The sequence below is a fragment of the Bradyrhizobium jicamae genome, assembly GCF_018130215.1.
Lineage (GTDB): Bacteria > Pseudomonadota > Alphaproteobacteria > Rhizobiales > Xanthobacteraceae > Bradyrhizobium > Bradyrhizobium jicamae_A.
Window position 1 is genome coordinate 118,966 of sequence record NZ_JAFCKQ010000007.1, and the last position, 22,945, is coordinate 141,910.

General features: G+C 64.4%; 26 protein-coding genes. 11 read left to right on the top strand and 15 right to left on the bottom strand.

Going from position 1 to position 22,945, the window contains the following annotated elements; translation table 11 throughout:
* Window positions 1-3 precede the first annotated feature (3 nt).
* Together JQ586_RS11540 and JQ586_RS11545 are read left to right on the top strand one after the other, a co-directional pair.
* Entirely contained in the window at window positions 4-1,773 is a 1,770-nt protein-coding gene (locus tag JQ586_RS11540; protein WP_212394669.1) for an ABC transporter permease subunit, read from the top strand.
* Entirely contained in the window at window positions 1,770-2,501 is a 732-nt protein-coding gene (locus JQ586_RS11545) for an ABC transporter ATP-binding protein (protein WP_212394670.1), read from the top strand. Before JQ586_RS11540 ends, JQ586_RS11545 begins: the two co-directional genes overlap by 4 nt.
* A gap of 64 nt (window positions 2,502-2,565) precedes the next feature.
* On the opposite strand, the gene JQ586_RS11550 is transcribed toward JQ586_RS11545, so the two are convergent.
* The 5 genes from JQ586_RS11550 to JQ586_RS11570 all read right to left on the bottom strand — a co-directional run bounded on the left by JQ586_RS11550 (window position 2,566) and on the right by JQ586_RS11570 (window position 7,682).
* The gene (locus JQ586_RS11550; RefSeq protein ID WP_212394671.1) at window positions 2,566-3,717 is read right to left on the bottom strand and encodes an ABC transporter substrate-binding protein; all 1,152 of its coding nucleotides are present in this window, start codon (window positions 3,715-3,717) and stop codon (window positions 2,566-2,568) included.
* A gap of 87 nt (window positions 3,718-3,804) precedes the next feature.
* A complete protein-coding gene (locus tag JQ586_RS11555) occupies window positions 3,805-4,224 on the bottom strand; it encodes a thioesterase family protein (RefSeq protein ID WP_212394672.1) in 420 nt (139 codons plus the stop codon).
* A gap of 4 nt (window positions 4,225-4,228) precedes the next feature.
* Window positions 4,229-4,990 (bottom strand): SDR family NAD(P)-dependent oxidoreductase, encoded by a 762-nt coding sequence (locus JQ586_RS11560; RefSeq protein WP_212394673.1) that lies wholly within the window; start codon window positions 4,988-4,990, stop codon window positions 4,229-4,231.
* 32 nt (window positions 4,991-5,022) lie between these two features.
* Complete coding sequence (locus JQ586_RS11565) at window positions 5,023-6,894, bottom strand: feruloyl-CoA synthase (protein ID WP_212394674.1); 1,872 nt, start codon at window positions 6,892-6,894, stop codon at window positions 5,023-5,025.
* Window positions 6,891-7,682 (bottom strand): crotonase/enoyl-CoA hydratase family protein, encoded by a 792-nt coding sequence (locus JQ586_RS11570; RefSeq protein ID WP_212394675.1) that lies wholly within the window; start codon window positions 7,680-7,682, stop codon window positions 6,891-6,893. Before JQ586_RS11570 ends, JQ586_RS11565 begins: the two co-directional genes overlap by 4 nt.
* Before the next feature lie 126 nt (window positions 7,683-7,808).
* On the opposite strand from JQ586_RS11570, the gene JQ586_RS11575 reads away from it, so the two are divergent.
* Window positions 7,809-8,225 carry a hypothetical protein gene (locus tag JQ586_RS11575; RefSeq protein ID WP_212394676.1) on the top strand — a complete coding sequence of 139 codons (417 nt, stop codon included), beginning with the start codon at window positions 7,809-7,811 and terminating at the stop codon, window positions 8,223-8,225.
* Between the two features lie 25 nt (window positions 8,226-8,250).
* On the opposite strand, the gene JQ586_RS11580 is transcribed toward JQ586_RS11575, so the two are convergent.
* From JQ586_RS11580 to JQ586_RS11595, 4 genes are all read right to left on the bottom strand, one after another.
* The gene (locus JQ586_RS11580) at window positions 8,251-8,712 is read right to left on the bottom strand and encodes a DUF3237 domain-containing protein (protein WP_212394677.1); all 462 of its coding nucleotides are present in this window, start codon (window positions 8,710-8,712) and stop codon (window positions 8,251-8,253) included.
* A 64-nt stretch (window positions 8,713-8,776) separates the two neighbouring features.
* A complete protein-coding gene (locus JQ586_RS11585; protein ID WP_212394678.1) occupies window positions 8,777-10,081 on the bottom strand; it encodes a TRAP transporter large permease in 1,305 nt (434 codons plus the stop codon).
* Between the two features lie 6 nt (window positions 10,082-10,087).
* Complete coding sequence (locus JQ586_RS11590) at window positions 10,088-10,654, bottom strand: TRAP transporter small permease (protein WP_212394679.1); 567 nt, start codon at window positions 10,652-10,654, stop codon at window positions 10,088-10,090.
* 123 nt (window positions 10,655-10,777) lie between these two features.
* Window positions 10,778-11,800: a TRAP transporter substrate-binding protein gene (locus tag JQ586_RS11595; RefSeq protein ID WP_212394680.1), complete on the bottom strand. Its 1,023-nt coding sequence runs from the start codon at window positions 11,798-11,800 to the stop codon at window positions 10,778-10,780.
* Window positions 11,801-12,084: 284 nt separating this feature from the next.
* On the opposite strand from JQ586_RS11595, the gene pobA reads away from it, so the two are divergent.
* The 4 genes from pobA (at window position 12,085) to JQ586_RS11615 (ending at window position 15,127) form a co-directional block, all read left to right on the top strand.
* Entirely contained in the window at window positions 12,085-13,254 is a 1,170-nt protein-coding gene (gene pobA / locus JQ586_RS11600; protein ID WP_212394681.1) for a 4-hydroxybenzoate 3-monooxygenase, read from the top strand.
* Between the two features lie 122 nt (window positions 13,255-13,376).
* On the top strand, window positions 13,377-13,955 hold the full coding sequence (locus JQ586_RS11605) for a glutathione S-transferase family protein (protein ID WP_212394682.1): 579 nt from the start codon (window positions 13,377-13,379) through the stop codon (window positions 13,953-13,955).
* A gap of 119 nt (window positions 13,956-14,074) precedes the next feature.
* Entirely contained in the window at window positions 14,075-14,527 is a 453-nt protein-coding gene (locus JQ586_RS11610; protein ID WP_212394683.1) for a PaaI family thioesterase, read from the top strand.
* Between the two features lie 108 nt (window positions 14,528-14,635).
* Complete coding sequence (locus JQ586_RS11615) at window positions 14,636-15,127, top strand: hypothetical protein (RefSeq protein WP_212394685.1); 492 nt, start codon at window positions 14,636-14,638, stop codon at window positions 15,125-15,127.
* A gap of 102 nt (window positions 15,128-15,229) precedes the next feature.
* Here the strand turns inward: JQ586_RS11615 and JQ586_RS11620 are convergent, their stop codons facing one another.
* Window positions 15,230-16,123 carry a LysR family transcriptional regulator gene (locus tag JQ586_RS11620; protein WP_212394686.1) on the bottom strand — a complete coding sequence of 298 codons (894 nt, stop codon included), beginning with the start codon at window positions 16,121-16,123 and terminating at the stop codon, window positions 15,230-15,232.
* 116 nt (window positions 16,124-16,239) lie between these two features.
* Here JQ586_RS11620 and JQ586_RS11625 point away from each other — a divergent pair, with 116 nt between their 5' ends.
* On the top strand, window positions 16,240-16,908 hold the full coding sequence (locus tag JQ586_RS11625; protein ID WP_212394687.1) for a pyridoxamine 5'-phosphate oxidase family protein: 669 nt from the start codon (window positions 16,240-16,242) through the stop codon (window positions 16,906-16,908).
* Here JQ586_RS11625 and JQ586_RS11630 read toward each other — a convergent pair.
* A complete protein-coding gene (locus JQ586_RS11630; RefSeq protein WP_212394688.1) occupies window positions 16,866-17,594 on the bottom strand; it encodes a glutathione S-transferase family protein in 729 nt (242 codons plus the stop codon). The two genes, JQ586_RS11625 and JQ586_RS11630, sit on opposite strands and share 43 nt — an antisense overlap.
* 64 nt (window positions 17,595-17,658) lie before the next feature.
* Window positions 17,659-17,892 (bottom strand): hypothetical protein, encoded by a 234-nt coding sequence (locus JQ586_RS11635; protein WP_212394689.1) that lies wholly within the window; start codon window positions 17,890-17,892, stop codon window positions 17,659-17,661.
* 132 nt (window positions 17,893-18,024) lie between these two features.
* Here JQ586_RS11635 and JQ586_RS11640 point away from each other — a divergent pair, with 132 nt between their 5' ends.
* The gene (locus JQ586_RS11640) at window positions 18,025-18,723 is read left to right on the top strand and encodes a YafY family protein (protein ID WP_212394691.1); all 699 of its coding nucleotides are present in this window, start codon (window positions 18,025-18,027) and stop codon (window positions 18,721-18,723) included.
* On the top strand, window positions 18,723-19,046 hold the full coding sequence (locus tag JQ586_RS11645; RefSeq protein WP_212394692.1) for a YkgJ family cysteine cluster protein: 324 nt from the start codon (window positions 18,723-18,725) through the stop codon (window positions 19,044-19,046). The genes JQ586_RS11640 and JQ586_RS11645 overlap by 1 nt, the downstream gene beginning before the upstream one ends.
* Here JQ586_RS11645 and JQ586_RS11650 read toward each other — a convergent pair whose 3' ends face one another.
* Window positions 19,047-19,448 (bottom strand): hypothetical protein, encoded by a 402-nt coding sequence (locus JQ586_RS11650; RefSeq protein ID WP_212394693.1) that lies wholly within the window; start codon window positions 19,446-19,448, stop codon window positions 19,047-19,049.
* A 250-nt stretch (window positions 19,449-19,698) separates the two neighbouring features.
* Complete coding sequence (locus JQ586_RS11655; protein WP_212394694.1) at window positions 19,699-20,052, bottom strand: DUF3307 domain-containing protein; 354 nt, start codon at window positions 20,050-20,052, stop codon at window positions 19,699-19,701.
* Between the two features lie 421 nt (window positions 20,053-20,473).
* Here JQ586_RS11655 and JQ586_RS11660 point away from each other — a divergent pair, with 421 nt between their 5' ends.
* On the top strand, window positions 20,474-21,871 hold the full coding sequence (locus JQ586_RS11660) for a TAXI family TRAP transporter solute-binding subunit (protein WP_212394695.1): 1,398 nt from the start codon (window positions 20,474-20,476) through the stop codon (window positions 21,869-21,871).
* A gap of 505 nt (window positions 21,872-22,376) precedes the next feature.
* Here JQ586_RS11660 and JQ586_RS11665 read toward each other — a convergent pair.
* Window positions 22,377-22,817: a hypothetical protein gene (locus JQ586_RS11665; RefSeq protein ID WP_212394696.1), complete on the bottom strand. Its 441-nt coding sequence runs from the start codon at window positions 22,815-22,817 to the stop codon at window positions 22,377-22,379.
* Between the last annotated feature and the right edge of the window lie 128 nt (window positions 22,818-22,945).

A 22,945-nucleotide genomic window follows, 5' to 3' on the forward strand; every position in this document is an offset into this window, starting at 1 on the left:
GCGATGACGCAGCGGCTGCCTCTCATCATCTTCGCACTCGTGATGGCGGTGATCCCGTTCGTCCCGGGAGTTCCGCCATTCTGGATCGTGCTGCTGGACAATATCGGCCTCGCCGCGCTGGTCGCGATGGGGCTCGTCCTGCTCACCGGTGTCGGCGGCCTCACCTCGTTCGGCCAGGCCGCGTTCTGCGGTTTCGGCGCCTACACGACCGCCGTGCTGACCACCGCCTACGGCCTGTCGCCGTGGCTGACGTTGCCGGCCTCGCTGCTGGTCAGCGGCATCGCTGCCGTGCTGCTCGGCCTCGTCACGGTGCGGCTCTCCGGCCACTATCTGCCGCTCGGCACCATCGCCTGGGGCATCGGGCTGTTCTATCTGTTCAGCAAGCTCGAATTCCTCGGTCGCAACGACGGCATCTCGGGCATTCCGCCGCTCTCGATCGGCAGCTACAAGATGCTGAGCCCCGACGCGATCTACTACGCGATCTGGATCGCGGTGCTGATCTCGGCGCTGCTGACCATGAACCTGCTGGATTCCCGGACCGGCCGGGCCATTCGCGCGCTGCGGCGCGGGCACGTGGCGGCGGAAGCGTTCGGCGTACAGACGCCGCGCGCCAAGCTCCTGGTGTTCATCTATGCCGCGGTGCTGGCCGGGCTCTCGGGCTGGCTCTACGCGCATTTCCAGCGCGCCGCCAACCCGACGCCGTTCGGCGCGCAGGCCGGCATCGAATACCTGTTCATCGCGGTGGTCGGCGGCGCGGGCTATGTCTGGGGCGCCGTGCTCGGCGCAGGCATCGTCGTGATCCTCAAGGAAGTGCTGCAAAGCTATCTGCCCTACATCTTCGGCGGCCAAAGCCAGCTCGAGACGATCGTGTTCGGCATCCTGCTGGTGCTGCTGCTGCAGCTCGCACCAACGGGCGTGTGGCCGTGGCTGATGTCCCGACTTCCGCTCAAGCCGGGCCGCAAGACGCCCGACACGTCGCTCAAGCTGCCCGCCCGCGCGCAGGCAGGGCCCACCTCCTCAGTGCTGCTGCATATCGAGAAGGCGCGAAAGCAGTTCGGCGGCGTTACCGCCGTCAACGACGTCTCCTTCGACGTCAACGCCCGCGAGATCGTCGCCCTGATCGGGCCGAACGGCGCCGGCAAGAGCACCACCTTCAACCTGATCACGGGCGTCCTGACCGCGACGAGCGGCAAGATCTCCGTGCAGGGCAAGGAGGTCGAGAACGCGCCGCCGCAGGAGGTGGTCAAGCTCGGCGTGTCCAGGACCTTCCAGCACGTCAAGCTGGTGCCCGACATGACCGTGCTGGAGAACGTCGCGATCGGCGCGCATCTGCGCGGCTCATCGGGTGCGGTCTCCAGCATGCTGCGGCTCGACCGCGCCGACGAAGCCGGGCTGCTGGCGGAGGCCGCCCGGCAGATCGAGCGGGTCGGCCTGTCCGACCAGATCGACCAGCTCGCAGGCTCGCTGTCGCTTGGACAGCAGCGCATCGTCGAGATCGCGCGCGCGCTCTGCGTCGATCCGATGCTGCTGCTGCTCGACGAACCCGCCGCCGGCCTGCGCCACATGGAGAAGCAGCGCCTCGCTGCCTTGCTGCGGCAACTGCGCGACGGCGGCATGTCGGTGCTGCTGGTCGAGCACGACATGGGCTTTGTGATGGATCTCGCCGACCGCATCGTGGTGCTCGATTTCGGCACCAAGATCGCGGAGGGCACGCCGGCCGCGATCAAGACCAACCCCGACGTGATCAAGGCCTATCTCGGAGCCGCCGCATGAGCGCGCTGCTATCGGTCGCCGACGTCCATATCTCCTACGGCAAGGTCGAGGCCGTGCGCGGCGTCTCGCTCGAGGTCGCCGGAAACGAGATCGTCACCATCATCGGCGCCAACGGCGCCGGCAAGACCACGCTGCTCAACGCCATCATGGGCATCCTGCCGCTGAAGGGCCGCGCCGCCTTCGCCGGCACCGACCTTGCGCCGCTCGACATCGAGGACCGCGTCGCCACCGGCCTCAGCCTGGTGCCGGAGCATCGCGAGCTGTTTGCCAGCATGAACGTGGAGGACAATCTCGAACTCGGGGCCTTCCGCATCTCGAAGGCGACCGCCGCGACGTCGCTGGAGAAGGTGTATGCGCTGTTTCCGCGGCTCAAGGAACGGCGCAAGCAGCTCGCCGGCACGCTGTCGGGAGGCGAACAGCAGATGCTCGCAATGGGCCGCGCGCTGATGGGCGCGCCGAAGCTGTTGATGCTGGACGAGCCGAGCCTGGGGCTCGCCCCGATCATCGTGGCCGATATCTTCCGCATCGTCGGCGAGCTCCGCGCCGCCGGCGTCTCGGTGCTGCTGGTGGAGCAGAACGCGCAGGCCGCGCTCCGGATCGCCGACCGCGCCTATGTGATGGAGCTCGGCGAATTCGTGCTCTCCGGCGCGGCAAAGGATATCGCATCGAACGAGCGCGTGGCGGCAAGCTATCTGGGCTTCCAGCACGAGGGCGAAAGCGCGATCTAGCAGACAACGAAAAGCCGGCCTTCTTTCGAGGGCCGGCCCGTTTGTTTCGCAGTCGGCAACCGGCTCACATCGCCGGAACGTATTTCCCGTCCTTGACCGTCAAAAGGATGCGCGAGCGGTCGTCGAGGCCGTAGCGATCCTTTTCGGTCCAGTTGTAGACGCCCTGGGTTGCGACGATCTCCTTCTCGGAGATGAACGCCTTGCGGATCGCCTCGCGGAATTCCGGCGTGCCGGGCTTCGCCGTCTTCAGCGCAACGGGAACGACGCGCTTCAGCACCTCGAATGCGTCGTAGGAGTGGCCGGCGAACTGGCTGCGGCTGTTGGGGCCATACTTGGCTTCATAGGCAGTGTCGAGCGCAAGGCCGGGCTTCTTGGTCAGCGCGCTGTCCGGCTGCGTCTCCGGCGACATCACCGGGCCGGCCGACATGATGACGCCCTCGGCGGCCGCACCCGCGATGCGGATGAAGTCCATGCTGGCGGCGCCATGGGTCTGGTAGATCAGGCCCTTGTAGCCGCGTTCGCGCAACGCGGTCTGCGGCAGCGCGGCCGCGGTGCCGGAAGCGCCGACCAGGATCGCGTCGGGATTGGCGGCAATCAGCTTCAGCACCTGACCCGCGACCGAGGTGTCGGGACGCGCGAAGCGCTCCTCGTCGGTCATGGTAAGGCCCATCGGCACGGCCTGCGCCTTGAAGTCGTTGACCCAGAGATCGCCGTAGGAATCGGAGTAGCCGATATAGCCGACGGTCTTGATGTTGTGCGCCTTCATGTGCTCGTAGAGCACCTTGCCCATGATCGGGATCGACTGCGGCAGGTCGACCGACCATTTCGCGCGCGCGTCATTGATCGGGAACGGCGCGAGGCCGAGATGCGGAATGCCCGCCTCGTTGGCGACCGTCGACACTGCGATCGACGGCGGCGTGGTGCACGAGCCCATGATGATGTCGGCCTTGGACTCGGTGACGAAGCGTCGCGCATTGGTGGTCGCAGCCGTCGGATCGCCGCCGTCATCGAGCACGATCAGCTTCAGCGGCACGCCGCCGATTTCCTTCGGCACGAAATCGAGCGCGTTGCGCTCGGGAATGCCGAGGGCTGCGGCGGGTCCCGTGGTCGAGATCGAGATGCCGATGGTGATTTCATTGGTCTGCGCCAGAACAGGCGAACCCGGCAGCGCGAACACCGCAGCAAGCGCCGCGGCGGCAACAGTGGCCTTCTTCATTCATTCCTCCCTGCGGATATGTCTTTTGGTTTAAACCGGTTTGGCGGGCCAATTCAGCCCCTTCTTTAGGTCATGGGCACGGGCGAGTCAGCCCTTCATGAAACGGTCGATGATCTCCTGCGGGAACGGCGCCGATTTCAGCTTGCCCGGATCGTCCGGATGACGGCCGACCAGCACCCGGGTCTCGAAGGCCTCGATCGCAAGCGCCTCGCCCTTGAACACCCGATGCACCACCTCGAAGCTCGAGCGCTTGATGCTGTCGATCCGGCTCTCGATGGTGATCCAGTCGCCATGGGTTGACGGGATGTGGAATTTCGCACGCGTATCGACCATGGGAATGCCGACCAGGCCGTATTTGTGGATGATATCCTGCTTCGAGAAGCCGGCCGCTTCGAACATGATCGAGGTTGAATCATCGAACATCGCAAAGTAGCGCGGGTAATAGACGATGTTGGCGGGGTCGCAATCGCCCCACTGGATCTGAACGTCGCGCCGGTTGATGAACATCGGCTTACTTCGGCGCCATGCGAAGCGAGGCATCGAGCCGCACCACTTCGCCGTTCAGGTAAGCGTTGTCGATCATGTGCAGCGCCAGCGAGGCGAACTCGTCGGCCTGGCCGAGACGGCGCGGGAACGGGATCGCGGCGGCGAGCGAATCCTGTGCCTCCTGCGGCAGATTGGCGAGCAGCGGAGTGAGGAACAGGCCGGGCGCGATGGTCAGCACGCGGATACCGAACTGCGCGAGTTCGCGCGCGATCGGCAGCGTCATCGCGACGATGCCGCCCTTGGAGGCCGAGTACGCCGCCTGCCCGATCTGGCCGTCATAGGCGGCGACGGATGCCGTGCAGATCACGACACCGCGCTCGCCTGTCGCGAGCGGTTCAAGCTTGGACATGCCTGATGTCGCGAGCCGCAGCATGTTGAACGAGCCGATCAAATTGACCTTGATCACCTTGTCGAAATCGGCGAGCGCCATCGGCCCTTCGCGGCCGATCACGCGCTTTGCAACGCCGATGCCGGCGCAGTTGACGAGCACGCGCGCCGGACCATGCACGGCTGCCGCCTTGGCCACCGCCGCTTCGGCGGAAGCAGCGTCAGCGACGTCGCAGACCAGCGGGATGCCGCCGATCTCGGCCGCGACGCTCTCGGCGAGCTTTGCGTTGAGGTCGCAGACCGCGACCTTGGCGCCCTGCGCGGCGAGACGCCGCGCAGTCGCAGCGCCCAATCCCGATGCGCCTCCGGTGACGATGGCGGCCTGGTCCTTCAACTGCATGGCTTTCTCCTCTTCGAATTCGGGTGCGAAATTCAGGTCAGGGTGATCACCGAGGCCGGCGGCACCGGCGCATAGAGCGTGTCGATCAGTGCGCTGCGATGCTCCAGCACCGCGCGCTGGTTGATCGAACCTTTGTCGGTGACCTCGCCGCGATCGATCGACAGCGGCGTGTCGAGCAGGATCGCGCGGGCGATGCGGGTCGACGAGCCGGTGGCAGCGGCAAGGAACCTCGTGAAGCGCTCGCGGAAGGCGGCCCGCACCAGGGGATCATTGGCCGCGGCGGCGATGTCGTTCGGTGCGAGCTTCGGATTGATCAGGCGGCAGCCGTCGAGATCGAGGATGACCAGTGCCGAGATCTCGTCGCGGTTGAGGCCGGCAATCACGACGTCGCGCACCAGTGGCGCGCAGGTGCCGACGAAGCGCGCGCGCAAGGGCCCGACGCTGACCCAGGTACCGCTGGCGAGCTTGAAATCCTCGGCAATGCGGCCGTCGAAATCGAAACCCGCGTCGAAATCAGCCGGATCGGCCGGCTTCAGCGCATCGCCGAACTTGTAGAATCCTTCCTCATCGAACGCCTTGGCGGTCAACTCCGGCTGGCGCCAGTAGCCCGGGGTGACGTTCGGTCCCCTGGCCCGGACCTCGAGCTTGCCGTTGTTCGGCAGCAGCTTTGCGTCATTGCCCGGGACCGGCAGTCCGACATGGCCGGAGCGGCTCGTATCGGGACGCACCGACATGAAGAACGGCGAGGTCTCGGTGGCGCCCAAGCCAGTCAGCATCGGCACGCGATACCCCTTCTCCTGCACCGCAAGCTCGTCGAGGCTGTTCCAGATGAACGGCGACAGCGCCGCGCCGGAGAAGAACATCGCGTGAAGGCGGTCGAAGAATTTCGCCCGCAGGCCGGCATCGTCGCGCAGATAGGGCAGCAGCGACTCATAGCCCTTGGGCACGTTGAAATAGACCGTCGGCGATATCTCGCGAAGGTTTCGCACGGTCTCCTCGATGCCACCCGGCATCGGCTTGCCCTCATCGAGATACATCGAGCCGCCATTGTAGAGCGTCAGCCCGATATTGTGGTTGCCGCCGAATGTGTGATTCCACGGCAACCAGTCGACGATGACAGGGGGCTCGTCCTTGAGGAACGCCAGCGTCTCGCGCAGCATCACCTGGTTGGCGCAGATCATGCGCTGGGTGTTGATGACGGCCTTGGGGTTGCCGGTCGAGCCCGAGGTCAGCAGGAATTTTGCGATCGTGTCGGGCCCGATGCGGTTATTGATGGCGTCAAGTCGCGGATCTTCCGGAGTCACGATGAGATCGGCGAGCCGCGTCACGCCGCGGCCGGGGATCGCACCGCGGCTGGCGGCGATCTCGGTCCCGGCGGGCAAATTCGTCAACAACGCGTTCGCATACTTGTCGGCGTCGTCGACGAAGACGAGGCCGGGCGTCAACAGCTTGACCAGGAAATTCAGCTTGCCGTAGTCGCGCGACACCAGCGAATAGGCCGGCGACACGGGGCAGAACGGAATGCCGGCATAGAGCGCGCCGAACGCGATCAGCGCGTGATCGATCGAATTGCCCGACAGGATCACGATCGGCCGCTCCGCGGACAGCCCGCGAGCGATCAGGGCCGAGGCAAGACGCCGCGTCGTGTCCAGTAGTTGCGCGTATGAAATCTGCCGCCAGCCACCGCCGGCCGCACGTTCGGCCATGAAGACCCGGTTCGGCTCGGCTTTTGCCCAATGGTGCAGGCGGTCGGTGATGCGGGCCGGATAGTCGGCGAGCTTGAGTTTAGGGCGCAGATAGATCGTGCCATCGTCGCGGCGCTCGACCGTGACCTCGGGATTGCCGAACGAGATCGGACGCAGAGGATGCGAGCCTGTAACGGACACTGACGGCCTGACGCTCATGTCGGCTTCACCTTCGCGGTCTTGCGATCGAGAAATGCGCGGATGCGCTTCTTCGCTTCCTTGTCGCTCTGTGCCACCGTCGCCATCAGCGATTCCATCAACAGGCCGGTCTGGGGATTGGCTTCGGCGATCATCGGCAGCGCCTGCAACACGGCGAAATTGGTCAGCGGAGCGTTCGCCGCGACGCGCTCCGCGAGTTCCAGCGCCTTGGCCAGCGCACCGCCTTCATCGGTGAGATATTGCGAAAAGCCATAGGCCGCGCCTTCGGTCGCGGAGTAGACCCGGCCGGTCAGCATCATGTCGGCCATCCGCGGTACGCCGATCAACCGCGGCAACCGCACCGAGCCGCCGCCACCGACGAAGATGCCGCGCTGGCCTTCGGGCAACGCGAAATAGGCCGACGGTTCGGCGACCCGGATATGCGCGGCGCAGGCCAGTTCAAGTCCGCCGCCGATCACGGCGCCCTTGAGCGCTGCGATGACGGGCACGCGGCAATACTGGATCCGGTCGAACACGCGGTGCCACATCTGGGAATGGACGAGGCCCTCGGTGGCGTCGCGCTCGGTCAGTTCGGACAGGTCGAGACCGGAGGAGAAGTGGTCGCCGACGCCATGGATGACGACCGCGCCGACCGCGTCGGGAATGGCCGAGAAGCACTCCTGCAGCGCGAGGATGATCCCGTCGTTCAGCGCGTTGCGCTTGGCGGGACGATTGAGCCCCACGGTCAGTACCGCGGCGGTTTGCTCGATCTTCAGCAACGCGGTGTCGCTGGCAGCGGCGTTTCCCATCGGCTTATTGCGTCCTTATCAGAATAGTTATGTCTTATAACTAATCCGGAAGGAGTCAAGACCATCGCCAAATCCGCCGGGGAGGCACTTCCTGCCAAAGCCACATTGGCGTGCTACAGCAGCCGCATGCTTGTTCTGGATCGCCGCACCAAGATTCTCGCCATGCTGTTCGCCGCGACGGCCTATTTTGGATTGGCCTTTTGGTCGCGCGCGACCTGGGTCGATCCGCGGCCGCCTGGGAAGATTGTCCTGCGAATCAAGGGACCGTTCGAGACCGCTCCCGGCACGCATATCGCGGTGTATCATGGCCTGGACGAGCTGAAATCGCAGGCGGATTCCGCCACCGACCCGAGGCGATCTCCTGTCCTGCTGTATGAAGGAAACCGCCTGTTGGGGCCGCCGCACAGCTCGGCTTACAACATCATGACGCTCGGCGAAGGCCGTTACTCGCACTGGCACGACCAGGGCATTCTGTTCTCGAGCAGCGACAACAGCGATCCCAACACGAATCACCGGGTCTACTGGGTCGTCGTGCCGAATTAACCTCACCGCGTCCGCGACCGGCCGGTCAGATCACCTGATGGACGTCGATCACGACGCGGTCCGCGTGGCGGGCGGCGGAGGCGATGAAGATGTGCTCCATCAGCCAGCGGTATTTTTCGGAACCGGTCTCGAACTTCGGGACGGTCCGGAAATAGATCAGTTTGGGGTCGACGGGCTCGCCGCGCTTCAGCTTTTGCAGCAGTTCGACCGGCCCGAAACGGATGCCCCTGTTCTCGACATAGACCACCGCGCCGTCGTCGGTCTCGAAAGCGTATTTGGCTTCCAGTTCGATCAGCTCGTTGGGACGGATGATCTGGAAGTCCGCGCCGAAGCCGAGCACCCTGCCGTTGACCATTTCGCCCCTCACCTCTCCACCAATGATCGGGATGATGCGGCGGACGCCGGTCCCGATGTCGCCGGCGGAGGTGACCTCGGCGATCCGGGCGGTGATGGTGAAGACGTAGCGGGTCTGGATCTCTGGTGTCATGGAAAAAACTTTCGTTTAGGGATGATCTTTTCGGAAAACCGGTCTCAACTTTTCCGGATCATGCCTAGCCGATCATGCGCTGCGGCAGCCAGGTCGCAAGCAGCGGGAACAGGATCAGGATCACCAGCCGGATCAGGTCGGTGATCACGAACGGCAGCACGCCGACAAAGATTGTCGACATGTTGACATCCTTGATCACGCTCTTGATCACGAACACGTTCATCCCGACCGGCGGATGGATCAGGCCCAGTTCGACCGTCATGACGATGATGATGCCGAACCAGATCGGATCGAAGCCGAGCGAGGTCACCACTGGAAATACGATCGGCACGGTCAGGATCACCATCGCCATCGCGTCCATCAGGCAGCCGAGCACCAGATACATCAAAAGGATCAGCGCAAGCACGCCATAGGGGCCGATGCCGAGCCCGGTGAGAAAGCTGGTGACGTTCTGCGGCGTCTGCGTGATGGTGAGGAAATAGCCGAAGCAGAGCGCGCCGATCAGCACCGTAAACACCGCGGCAGCCGTGCGCGTCGCCTGCAGCAGCGATTGCAGGATGCCGTCCCTGGTAAGTTTTCCCCGCAGGATGCCGATGATGAAGGCGCCGACGGCGCCGACCGCGCCGGCCTCGGTCGGAATGAAGAAGCCGCCATAGAGGCCGCCGATCACGAACAGGAACAGCAGCAGCGGCGACCAGACGTCGCGCAGCGCCAGGAAGCGCTCGTGCCATGATGCTTTCTTTCCTGCCGGCAGGAATCCCGGCCGCGTCGCGCCGATGATGCCGATCGTGATCATGTGCATGAGGATCGCAAGCAGGCCCGGCACCACGCCGGCGATGAACAGCTTGCCGATGTCCTGCTGGGTGATGATGCCGTAGACGGCGAGCACCGTGGACGGCGGCAGCATCGCACCCAGGGTACCGCCGACGGCGATCACACCGGTGGAGAAGGATTGCGGATAGCCGAAGCGGCGCATCTCCGGATAGGCCACGGCCGAAAACGTAGCGGCGGTTGCGACCGACGAGCCCGAGATCGCCGCGAAGCCGCCGCAGGCCGCGATCGTCGCGATGCCGAGGCCGCCCTTCCAATGGCCGACGAAGGTGTTGGCGGCCCGGAACAGCTCGCGGCTGATGCCGGACACCGACACGAAGGCGCCCATCAGCAGGAACATCGGTATCACGCCGAAGGAGTAGTCGGTGACCGTGCGCATGGTGGTCTGCCCGACCAGCTTCAGCGCCGGCCCGAATCCGGTGAGGTAACCGAAGCCGGTGATGCCGACGAGGCCCATCGCCATGCCGACGGGCACGCGCAGCAGCATCAGCGCGAACAGGCAGACAAAACCGATGACGGCGACAGTCTCGGGACTCATGGCCGTCTACTCCGCAGTCTTGATCTTGGCGTCATGGATGTCTTCCGGATGGAAGATCAGCCGGTAGGTGCGGATTGCGATCAAAAGCACCGCCGAGACGTCGCCGATCCACGACACCAGGAAGAACGGCCAGACCGGCACACCGAGATCCATGGTGACGATGTGGCTGTTCCTGGTGTCGATCACCTTGTCGACCAGCGTGTAGGTCTGCACCGTCACCACGAACAGCAGCACGAGGGTTGCGAAAATGTCGATCCAGCGCTGGTGGCGCGGCGTGGCATTGGCCCAGACCAGATCGACGGTGATGTGGGTGCCGCGATAGCTCGTCGCCGCGATGCCCCAGAAGATCAGGATGCCGAGCAGGAACTGGCCGAAATTGTAGTAGTCTGGAATCGTCACCGCGAAGAACTTGCGCATGACCACCGCGACGAAGGTGTTGAGCGCAACGACGCCGACGAAGAACGCCGCGACCCATTCGATCGAGTCGATGAAGCGGTCCATGAAATTCTTGCGCGCCGGCTCGGGCGGGCCGGTAATCGCGCCGTCTCTGGTCACTTCAGGGTTGGCAGCCATGGCAAGGAACGACCGTTGTGGGAAGCCGTCATTCCGGGGCGCCCGCGAAGCGAGCGAACCCGGAATCCGGTGACTGGGCGCGAGATTCCGGGTTCGCGCCGATGCGCGCCCGGAATGACGGGATCAGATCCCCGCCTCGTACTTCTTCAGCGTGGCCTGCAGGTCGGCGTCGATCTTGTCCGGGTCGCCCCCGGCCTTCTTCACGGCCTCGGCCCAGCTGTCATGCAGCGGCTTGACCGCCTTCTTCCACTCGGCGAGCTGATCGGGCGTCAGCTGATAGACCTCGTGGCCTTCCAGCGCCTTCATCTTGGTGCGGCCATTGGCCTCGAACTCGGTCCAGGGGTCGGTGACTTTGGAGGCCCATTGCGGCGTGCAATGGTCGTCGATCACCTTCTTCTGAGCGTCCGACATCGAATTGTATTTGGCGAGATTGATGTTGTAGGTGAACACCGTCGTATAGAGCGGTACGTCCATGTGGTACTTCACCACCTTGTCGATACCGAACAGGAAGATCGAGCCCCAGGGGAAGGTGATCTCGTCCGCCACGCCGCGCTCGAGCGCGTCGCGCGCTTCGGGCGCGGAGGCCTGCACATTGGTGCCACCGAACATCTTCACCATCTCGCCGATGGTGCTCTGGGCCGGGCGCACCTTCAACCCGCTGAGGTCGCTCGGCAACAGGACCTTCTTCTTGCCGTGCAGCGCGCCCGGATCGTGGATGAAGGCGAAGCACAGCTTGGTGTCCTTCATCTCGGTCGGCGCGTATTTGTGATACCACTCGTTCAGCGCCAGCGTGCCCTTCTTGCCGTCCGAGAACACGAACGGAAGCTGGCCGGCGGCCGCGATCGGGAAGCGACCCGGCTGATAGCCAGGATTGACATAGGTGACGTCGGCGATTCCGTCGCGCGCCATGTCGTAATGGTCGAATGCCTTGCCGAGCTGCTCGGACGGGAACACGGAAACCTTGATGGTGCCGCCCGACGCCTTCTCGATGTCGGCGGCCCAGGCTTGCGTCGCCGGCACCAGCGGATGCGCCGGCGGCACCCACAGCGACACTTTGAGATTGACGGTCTTGTCCTGCGCCAAAGCGGGCGCGATGGCCGGCACGACGGCGGCGGCCACCAGCAGCGCCAACAGTGATTTCCTCATCGCATCTCCTCCTCTCCATGATTGCGGGCTTCTCGCCCGGTCTCGTTACTTAACATGTTATATAATTTACGCGCCGGTTCAAGGCGAAATACGCCCGGATGGATGCCTCGTCGCACCGCCCGACCCGGCCACAGTTCGGCCTCTTGCGGTGCGGCGAGACGCATTTCCCGGACAAACGCGCTTTGCCAAGACTGTTATATGATATAGTTGCCATAGCAAGTTGACACGGCCGCCCGCGAGAGCGGGCGCCGGGCACGAGCCTACCTTATCGGGAGGAGCACGTATTGCGGACAAAAGTAGCAATCATAGGCGCAGGTCCGGCCGGACTGTTGCTTGGGCAACTACTTCATACTTTCGGCGTAGACAACGTCATCCTCGAGCGCCAGACGCCGGAATATGTGCTCGGGCGCATCCGCGCCGGCCTGCTCGAGGAGGGAACAGTATCCCTGCTCGATAAGGTGGGCGCCGCCGGCCGGCTCCATCAGGAAGGCCTGGTCCATCACGGCGTCGAGCTGGCCTTCGGCGGCGCGCGGCATCGCATCGACATGCATGCGGCTACCGGCAAGACAGTCACGATCTACGGGCAGACCGAGGTCACCCTCGACCTGATGAACGCCCGCAAGGCGGCCGGCCTCACCACGATTTACGCCGCCAGCGACGTCAGGCCGCATAATTTCGACACCGATCATCCGCGCGTCACCTGCGTGAAGGACGGCGTCAGCCATGACATCGCTTGCGATTTCATCGCCGGCTGTGACGGCTTCCACGGTGTCAGCCGCGCCAGCGTGCCGTCACAGGCGATCACTAGCTATGAGCGGGTTTACCCATTCGGCTGGCTCGGCATCCTTTCGGAGACACCGCCGGTGTCGCCGGAACTGATCTACAACAACCATGAACGCGGATTTGCGCTCTGCACCATGCGCTCGACCCATCGCAGCCGCTATTATGTGCAGTGCCCGCTCGACGATCACATCGACCAATGGTCCGACGAGCGGTTCTGGGACGAACTGAAGCGCCGTGTCGACCAGAAGGCGGCGGACGAGCTCGTCACCGGCCCGTCGATCGAGAAGAGCATCGCCCCGCTGCGCAGCTTCGTCGCCGAACCGATGCGCTTCGGCCGCATGTTCCTCGCCGGCGACGCCTCGCACATCGTGCCGCCAACCGGCGCCAAGGGCCTCAACCTCGCCGCCAGCGACGTGCACTACCTCTCGCAGGCGCTGCGCGAACATTACGACGAGAAATCCTCGGCCGGCATCGATGGTTACTCGGCGCGCGCGCTGGCGCGGGTCTGGAAGGCGGTGCGCTTCTCCTGGTGGATGACCTCGATGCTGCACAAGTTCCCCGACGATGGCGAATTCGCTGCGCGCATCCAGATCGCCGAGCTCGATTATCTCGTCAGCTCGAACGCCGCATCGACGTCGCTGTCGGAGAATTACGTGGGGCTGCCTTTCTAGGGTAACGCTGCCGCCATCGTCCTGGCGGGAGCGCCGGCGGCGAAGCTGTCATTTGCCACTTGCGCCCCGATGGATCGCCTCGCTACGCTCGCGATGACGGAACAAGCCGCTGCAGGTTTGCCATGCTCACGCTGTACTTCGCGCCGGGCGCCAGTTCGATGGCGGTGCACATTGCCCTGCACGAGGTCGGCGCCGCTTTCGAGGCCCGGCCGATGTCGTTCAAGCGCAACGACATGCGCTCCCCCGACTTTCTCGCACTCAATCCGGTGGGCCAGGTCCCGACGCTCCTGATCGACGGCCGTCCGCTGACCGAGGTCGCCGCGATCCTGTTCTACCTCGCCAGGCGATTTCCCGACGCGGATCTGCTGCCGCGTGATGATCCGGAAGCCGAAGCGCAGGTGCTGTCCTGGATGTCCTTCATCGCCTCGACGCTGCATCCCGCACGCCGGCAGGGGCTGGAGCACGCCAAGGCTGTATGGGGGATCGCTGACCGCCGCCTCGGCACGGGCTGGGCGATCGGCACCTACTCGATCGCCGATATCCATTTGTTCCGGCTGTACTGGCGGCTTGCGAACTCGCTCAAGCCGTCGCCGGACATGTTTCCCAATCTGACGGCGCACCATGCGCGGATGATGGCCCGGCCGGCGGTGCAGAAGACGATCGAGATCGAAAGCGCTGTTGGCTACGAGTTGCCGGCGTGACACGGCGCGGACGCCTTTCAAACACCCGCGCGAATCCCGTTTAAAACTTTGTAGGCGGTGAAACCGTCACCGACATCGCGTTCAATGGCGCCAACGAAACGCTATCACGCGAGCTTCACATGACCATCGATCCATCAATCGCCGGCATCCCCCGAGATGTCCCCCACGGCTTCGAGCCGCATTTCCGCAAGAGCCCGCTCACCGACCCCTGGGAGCCGCTGTACGCGAGGAAGACCGAGAGAGCCGTGATCCTCGGCCTGCGGCTGGCCAGGCCGCATACCAACAGCCGCGGCCTGATCCATGGCGGCCTGATTGCAGCCCTCGCCGACGCCGCGATGGGCTACAGCTGCGCGCAGGCGACCGGCTGGACGACCTCCTTCGTGACGATCTCGCTGGCGGTTGATTTCGTCGGCAGCGCCAATGTCGGGCAATGGCTCGCGGTCGAAGGCGACGTGATCAAGACCGGCAGCACGATCTGCTTTGCGCAAAGCCTGATCAAGGCTGACGACGTCACGATTGCGCGCGCCAACGGCACGTTCCGTGTGGTGCCGAAAAAGGAGCCGGCGAGCTGAGTGCCGTCAACAGAATGACAAATTCTGCAACATCTCTTGACATCTTCGCCACATCCCGACGACCAAGCGCGGGTAGGATCACGGCGTTGCGATTCGGAGACCGATCTGATGTCTTGGAAATTTTCGATCATGCGAAGCGGCGTCGCGGTGTGCTTCGCACTGATGACCTTGAGCGCGTCGCATGCGGCGACAAGTCTGGACGATCTGGCGGGCGGATGGTCCGGATCGGGCTCGATGAAGCCCTCGGATGGAGCCTGGGAGAGAGTCCGCTGCAAGGTCGCATATAACGTCACGAAGCCGGGCAAGTCGATCAGCCTGAACCTCCGATGTGCGAGCGACGCCTACAAGATGTCGTTGTCCGCCAACATCGATCAAGACGGGACGCAGCTTTCGGGCAACTGGTTCGAGCACGAATACCGGCAGGGCGGCAAGATCTCCGGGACCAATTCCGACGGGCTGATCGAGGCGCGAATTGAAGGTGAGACCGTTGCCGCGCTGGTGACGATCCGCACCAAGGGTGACCACCAGTCGTTTGTCATGAAGGCCCCGGGCTCCTGGCTGTCGCAGGTTGCCGTCGAATTGAACAAGGACGCCAAATGATCGAGAGCATGATCCGGAAAAGTGTGTAGCGGTTTTCCGAAAGGATCATGCTCAAACAAAGAGCTAACGCGCGATGACGATCAAGCCTCGTCTCATCGCGCTCTAGCCGAAATGCCAGTTGCTGATTTCGGTCACGAGATCGATGAAGGTCCGCACCTTGGCCGATAGCAGCCGTGTCGTCGGATAGACGACATGGATCGGCACCGCCGGCTGCTCGAACTTGGCAAGCACGATCCTGACCCGCCCGGCCCTGAGCGATTCGGCAGCCTGATAGAACATCACCCGCGTCAGCCCACCGTCCTGCTCGGCATACTGGATGGCGGCATCCGAACTGTTGCTGGTGAAGCGTGGCGAAGGGGCGATCCGAACCTCGCGCCCGTCCTCGACGAAACGCCAATCCGGCGCGGCGGTCATGGCGCCGAACACGATCGTGTCATGGGTCGCGAGATCGGCAGGCCGGCCCGGCTCGCCGCGGCGCTTGAGATAACCGGGCGAGGCCACCACGATCCGGCGCATCTCGCCGACATGGCGCGCGACCAGCGTCGAATCCGGAAGATGCCCGATCCTGACGGCGAGGTCGACGCCATCCTCGACGAGGTTTATCCGGTGATCCGACAGCCGCAGGTCAACGCCGACGTCGGGATACCGCTTCAGATAGGCCGATACGACCGGGCTGACATGCAGCCGTCCGAACCCGAACGGAGCCGAGATCACCAGCCGGCCCTCGGGCCGGGTGCGCTCGCCCTCTACCGCGTCCTCGGCCTCCTCGACGTCGGCAAGAATTCGGCGCGCCCGCTCCAGGTAGCGGGAACCGGCATCGGTCAGCGTCACCTGCCGGGTGGTTCGCTGCAGCAGCCGCGCGCCGAGCCGCTCCTCCAGCGCCGCAATCAGCCGGGTGACGGCTGAGGGCGAGAGCGCGAGCCTGCGCGCCGCGGGGGCAAAGCCCTGCAGGTCGACCACGGCCACGAAGGCCTGCATGGCATCGAGGCGATCCATTTCACTATTGCATATTCGGCAATAGTGAAGTGTCAATTCACAAGATTGCCTACATTCCAGAAACGACCATTTTGACCCCGGGACGGCCGCGTGGTCGGCCTTGGCGGGAGGTTCGGATGTCAGACGCTCACGGCTATTCCAGCGATGTCGCGTTCACTCCGGCCGTGAAGGCGATCCAGACGCGCAAGGGCTCTCGCGAGGCCTATGCCGGGATCGAGGCCCACGGCGGCTGGCGCACCGAGATCGACGATGGTCTCGCAGGCTTCCTCGCCGACACCGGGAGCTTCTATCTTGCTACCGCCTCGGCCGAGGGTCAGCCCTACATCCAGCACCGCGGCGGACCGAAGGGCTTCATCCGGGTCCTCGACAAGACGACGATCGCGTTCGCGGACTACGCCGGCAACCAGCAATACATCACGCAAGGCAATCTCTCGGAGAATCCCAAGGCGCATATCTTCGTGATGGACTATGCGCATCGCCGCCGGGTCAAGATCTGGGGCGAGGCGCGGATCGTGGAAGATGACCCGGCATTGACGCGTTCGTTGATGCCGCAAGGCTATCGCGCGCGCCCCGAGCAGGTCATCCTGTTCGAGGTCAAGGCGTGGGACATCAACTGCCCGCAGCACATTCCGCAGAAATTCGATGCGACCGACGTGGCCGCAGCGCTGGGGTCGCGCGATCAGCGGATCGCCGAGCTCGAGGCCGAGCTGGCAGCACTGAAGGGCCAGCCCGCTCCCGCCGGCTACGCGGCCTCCTGCAGCGGCGCCCAGGCGAACTCCGGATAGTACTGCAGCATCATCCGGTCGACATAGGCGGTGAGATTGCCGAACTTCTCGGTGCGCTCGCGCAGCGGCGATTCGAAGAATGGCGTCAGGATGCCCGCGAGTGCGCCGAATGCGGTTGCGTCGGTACCGCAGGGCGCGTTGCCCATCAGATAGGGCTTGTCGCCGAGTTGCACCGAGAGCGCGAACAGCGATCGGATCGCGAGGTCGACATCCTCGTCCGGCGCATGGCGGCCGAGACCGCTCAACAGATAGTTCTCGGCGACGCGGAACTGGGCGTCCTCGCGCATCTTGTCGCGCAGGTGGTCCGGCGCGCCATCGAAGAAATGCGCCGGCCCCTTGGCGAAATTCGCATCGTCGACCCAGCGCGCGCCGACCATCGCCCAGTAGACGTGATGCTCGATCATGCGCTCGAAGGCCCAGGCCTGGGCGCGCGCCTGCAGGCTCAGCGGCGCGTCGAAATCGAAGCCGTATTTGCCCTCGACATGGGCGCGGATGAAGGTCGAATCGGCAATGGTCTCGCCGTCATCGGCGATGAAGGGCAATTGGCCCTTGGGAGACGCCGGCGGCCTTGCCAGTTCCTTGCGGTAGTCGAGCCCGGCCATCTTGAGCTGGACCTCGGTCTTGGTCACGAAGGGGCTCATTTCGGGCAAGCCGAAGCCGGCGCCAAAGCCGTAGAGGGTGATCATTGTGAAGCTCCGATTGCCTGGGGTCGTGGATGGAGGCTAGCGCCCCCCTGCTGCCACCATGGTGTCAGCAGCAGCGGCACTCGCCGTCGAACGGGCCGACGGGCGCGAGGCGGCGGACCGCCTCGCGAACCCGTTTCGCCACCCGCGCCCGCCCGTACGACCAGGCGGCTGCGACCGATTGCGCCATCAGCGCAACCAGCGCCCAGCGCAGATCGCCCGATGTGGAGTAGACTGTGATCAACTGTTCCAGCGCGAAGGACCGCGCCTGCCGGAAACCAAGCTCGTCAAGATTCGTCATGGACAAATTCCCTTCACTTGAGGTGTTGTCCTGATATAGCCCCCACCTGCTGCCAACATGCTGTCAGCAGCAGCACGGCGGGTCCGAGAAAAGCGACGAGCCGAGAGCCAAGAGACTGCGAAGAGATTTGCCATGCGACGCGCCGACCGGCTGTTTCAGATCATCCAGGTGCTCCGCCGCACCCGCAAGCCGCTGACTGCGGATGCAATCGCGGCCGAGCTCGAGACATCGAAGCGAACGATCTATCGCGACATCGCCACCCTGATCGAGCAGCGGGTGCCGATCCGCGGCGAGGCCGGCATGGGCTACATCCTGGAGAAGGGATTCGACCTGCCGCCCCTGATGCTGACACCTGACGAGATCGAGGCCTGCGTGCTCGGCGCGCAATGGGTGGTCGGCCACGCCGACCCGGCGCTGGCGCGTGCCGCCGAGGACCTGATGGCGAAGATCGCCGAGACCGTGCCCGACCGGCTGCGGCCGTTCGTGCTGGAGCCGGCGAGCCGCGCCCGCTCCGCCTGGAACCGGGAGCCGGACCGCATCGACATGGTCAAGACCCGCAGCCAGATCCACGAGGGCAAGAAGATCACGCTCAACTACCGCGACGAGCACGGCCGCGACTCCGAGCGCACCATCTGGCCGATCGCGGTCGGCTATCACGAGGCGGTGCGGCTGCTCGCGGCGTGGTGCGAGCTGCGCAAGGATTTCCGCAGTTTCCGTACCGACCGTGTCGTCACCGCTGTCTATCACGACGAGAAATATCCGGAGCGGCGCGACCTGCTCAGGGCACGCTGGCGGCGCAGCCTGGTGTGGGAAGCGCCGAGGGACACGTGATGGCCGCGGATGATATCGGAGCCCTCTGCCAGTCGTGCGGAGCGTGCTGCAGCTATTCGGAGAACTGGCCGCGCTTCACCATCGAGGATGACGCGCAGCTCGATCTGATCCCGCCGCAATTCGTCAACGCGCGGCAGTCGGGGATGCGCTGCGAGGGCGACCGGTGCACGGCGCTGTCGGGCAGGATCGGCGTTGCGACGCGCTGCGAGGTCTATGCGGTGCGGCCGGAGGTGTGCCGGACCTGCCAGCCCGGCGATGCGGAATGCGCGATGGCGCGACGCCGGCACGGCCTGCCGGTCATCGCAGGCCGCGAGACGACCTGATCAGGCCGTCACGGCGTCGCCGATCGTCTCGTCGTCGATCTCGTCATCGACGACGGGCGCGAAGGTCGAGAGCGGCTTGGTCGACAGCGTGATCGGCTTGCGCCCGCCATGCGAGGCCGTGGCCGTACGCACCGGTTCGCGCGACAGCGCGTAGAGTGTCGAGCCGACCCGTCCGCCGAAACTGACCAGCTCGCGCTCGGTGCAGCTCGTCGCGACGGCGAGCGCGAGTGCGTGCAGGTGGCTGCGGCGGTAGCAGAACAGCGCCAGCATCGCGCGGACGTCGGGCGACACGTTGGCAACCAGAAGCGACAGGCCGTTTGAATTAGCGCGATACATCTGGCCGAGCATCTCGTCGCCGACCGGGCAGGCATCGTTCTCGAAGGCGTCGCGGCTTGAAAACATTTGCAAATCCCCCTCGATCGCGAAGATGCCGCGCAATCCACTAACGAAAGGTTAACCACCGCCACCGGTCGTCCACGGGGGCGCTTGCCCGTTGCAGGCGAATCACATCCTGCGCCGCGGCGGCCGCCGCGTGACCTGGGACAAATACGGGCTGCCGTTCCTTTTCCCGCCCCCGACGCGCTTTGCTCACGCGAGCCGGCATCCCCTTCATCTTTTCGGAAAGCCGCTACACCCTTTTCCGGATCATGCCCTAATTCGCGGCCATGTAGATCGACAGCGCGAAGCCGGTGAGATGGTGCAAAGCCTGGTCGACGCCGATCAGGGTCCAGAACCAGGGATGCCCGGACTCCAGCGTCACCCCGAAATGCGAGGCGCAATAGCCCTTGGCACGGTCGACGATGATGTGGATGACGAAGTCGACGAAGGCGACGTACCAGAAGCGCGGTGCGACGACCGAGATCAGCACCAGCGCGACGGCTAGATGCACGAGGCAATGCGCCAGCAGCGGCATCGCCCAGCCGGTCTTCTGGTCCTTGCCGATCGCCATCCAGGCGTTCTGCAGCATGAAGTCGGCGATGACGTGCTTCGCGGTGAGAAGCAGCATCCATCCCACCAGCGCACCAACCGGCACCGACGATGACATGGAAGGAAACAGCAAAGCCGACGCCCCCTGGATGGGATGAATGTGGTGTAACTCTGGGTGAGGCCGTCAGCGCAATCTGGTAAAGCCGGACAATTCCAAAGCCTGTCTCATTTATGACACCTCCGGAGGCGGAATGCACCTGCGGGTCGAGTGAAAATCGCATGATGGTTCACCGCGACGGTAGTGGCGATCGTCATGTGGCATGTGGCGCCGCGGCAGCGGTTAAGGTTACGTCCTGCGACTGATTTGCATTCGGCACAGGGGGCGCTATCATCGCGGCGCCCAAGGAAATTTTCTTTCTTTTATAGTCATTTACCATTTCACCGGGCTCGCCGCATCGGTCGAGATACGGCAGGAGCTTTCCCCGGACGGGTGATGAGCCATGAGCGCCGAAGCCCCGACGCCGTCGTCGATCCTGCCGCCGCCTCGCGCCCGGGTTGTAAAGAGCAACCGGGCACAGATCGTCATCTTCTCCATCCTGACCCTGATCTTGAGCGCTGCGACCGTGTGGGGCGGCCGGGTGTGGCTGCGCAATTCGGAGACGCTGGTGTTCGCGGTCGGTGACGCCAACGGCCCGGAGGCGAGGTTCGCCACCAGGCTCAAGACCGTGCTCAAGGCCAATTCGTCGCGGTTGCGGCTGAAGGTCGCCGCGAACCCCGACAACGCCAAGGCGCTGGCGCAGTTCGATCGCCGCGACGCCGATCTTGCGATCCTGCGCACCGACGCTCGCGTGCCGCCACGCGCCCGCGCGATCGCGATCCTCGAGCATGACGTCGTGCTGGTGCTCAGCCCGGGCGACAGGAAGATCAAGTCGCTCTCCGACCTCAGGAAGAAGAAGGTCGCCGTCGTCGGCGACGGCGAGAACAGCGTCAATTTCGTCCGCAGCGCGCTCGAGATCTCCGACAGTCCCGATGTCGCACAGCGGGTGCAGCAGGCGCCGCCCAACACACCGTTCGAGAAGCTGTTCGCCTCCGGCTTCGCCGCCGTCATCGCGATCGAGCACACCTCGAAGATCGTGAAGGACAAGACCTTCGAGCAATATGCCAAGCGCGGCGGCTTCACGCTGAACGCGATCGATTCGGCCAAGTCGCTCGCCCGCAAATATCCGGCGATCTCCGAGGAAACCGTCTCGACCGGCATGCTGTCGGCCTCGCCGGCGATCCCGGACGACGACGTCGACACCATCGGCCTCGAATGGCTGCTGGTCGCGCAGTCGCAAGTGTCGACCTCGACGGCGGCCGAACTTGCCCGCATGGTCTACGAGAACAAGGCCGAGCTGGTGCTCGACGACGGCTTCGCTTCCAGGATCGAGCCGGCCGCCACCGACAAGGATGCCTTCATCATGGCCCATCAGGGCGCCGCCCAATACATCAACGACGACACCAAGTCGTTCATGGATCGCTACAGCGATATGATGTATCTCGCCGCCGCCGCGCTCAGCGTCATCGGCTCTATCTTCGCCGCGATCTACGCCAAGATCACCCGGATCGCACCGGAAAAGGCCAGCGAGCTCGCAACCCGGGTTCTCGACATCGGCGAGCAGATCGAGAACACGACCTGCATCGAGCATCTCGACCAATTGCAGGACGAGCTCGAGAAGATCCTGCGCCATGCGGTGGTCGGCCTTCGCGATGGCACCGTATCGAGCGACGGGCTCGAAACCTTCAAGCTCGGCTACGAGTTCGTCCGCGACGACATCGCCCTGCGCCGCGATCATCTCAAGCGCCACCCGGTGCAGCCGGACGACAACGTCGTGGTGGTGAAGGCCGCGAGCGGGTGAGCTTGCGGCACGATCTCGTCCCCGTCATTGCGAGGCGCGACGCGATGAAGCAAGGAGGGAAACACGCATTCTCATTCTCGCGACATGGTTTGCCCGAGTTTTGCTCTTCGTTTTCGCCACTCTGCAAGCAGAGGGCGCAGGGAAAGCCGGGTGCCGATCGCACCCGTGGGTCCCGAGCAATGGAAAGCTCGGGAGGTAGGACCACAGGTGTAACCGGGAACATCCCGGCTTTCCCTGCGCGATGGTTTACGGCTTATACGTGCTCTCCCCGGTGAGACTGGGCTTTCTTGTCACCGTCTCGCGAAGATGCTTTCGCATCTCGCGGGAGACACCTGCCACTAGGGCGTCAGGCCTGCACGATTTCGCCGTCCGCTCTGGTGCATTCGTCGCGCGCACCTCGGCGTCCACCGCATCCCACCGCGCGTTCGTGACGTGCGCTCGCCCCTCGCATCGGGTGGGACGAGCCAATTCATACATCAGATCGCACTTCATTAAAACAGAAATATTATTGCCTGATGGGCTTGACGGGTCTTGGGTGAGTTGCCCGTCGGGTTGTCTTGTCGCAGCTCTTGTCTCCACAGGCGCTGCCGAATGTCGTGATCCACGAAGCTCGGCGATCCTCCGGATTCAGCTCCCTGGCGTTCGACCCGATCGTTCGGCGAGGAAGAAGCCGATCGCAAGCGTCAGGATCCCGCCCGCCACGGCGCCGGTCAGCACGTGGGCGACCGCCATGCGGTACCGTCAGCAGGTTCTGGCTGCCGTTGCCCGTCACGATGGTGACGGCGGCCCCTTGCAGGAACGCGCCGCTCAGCGCGCCGCCGACGATACCGGCGACGCTGTGACCGACGAAGCCGAAGCGATAATCCCGGGCGGCGCCTGCGATCGCATGGGCGCCGAGCAAACCTGCGACCGTCTGAACCGCCAGCCCCCACAGCGTCCACGTCATGCGATCGGCCCTTGCGTTTGACGGCGTTGTTCGCCGGGCGCGCGTTCTCTCGCGGCGCGCGAAATGCCCCTTGATAGCCTTTCCCGGGTTAAAAAGCTGGTTCATACTGCCCGGCAGCCGGCCGTGTG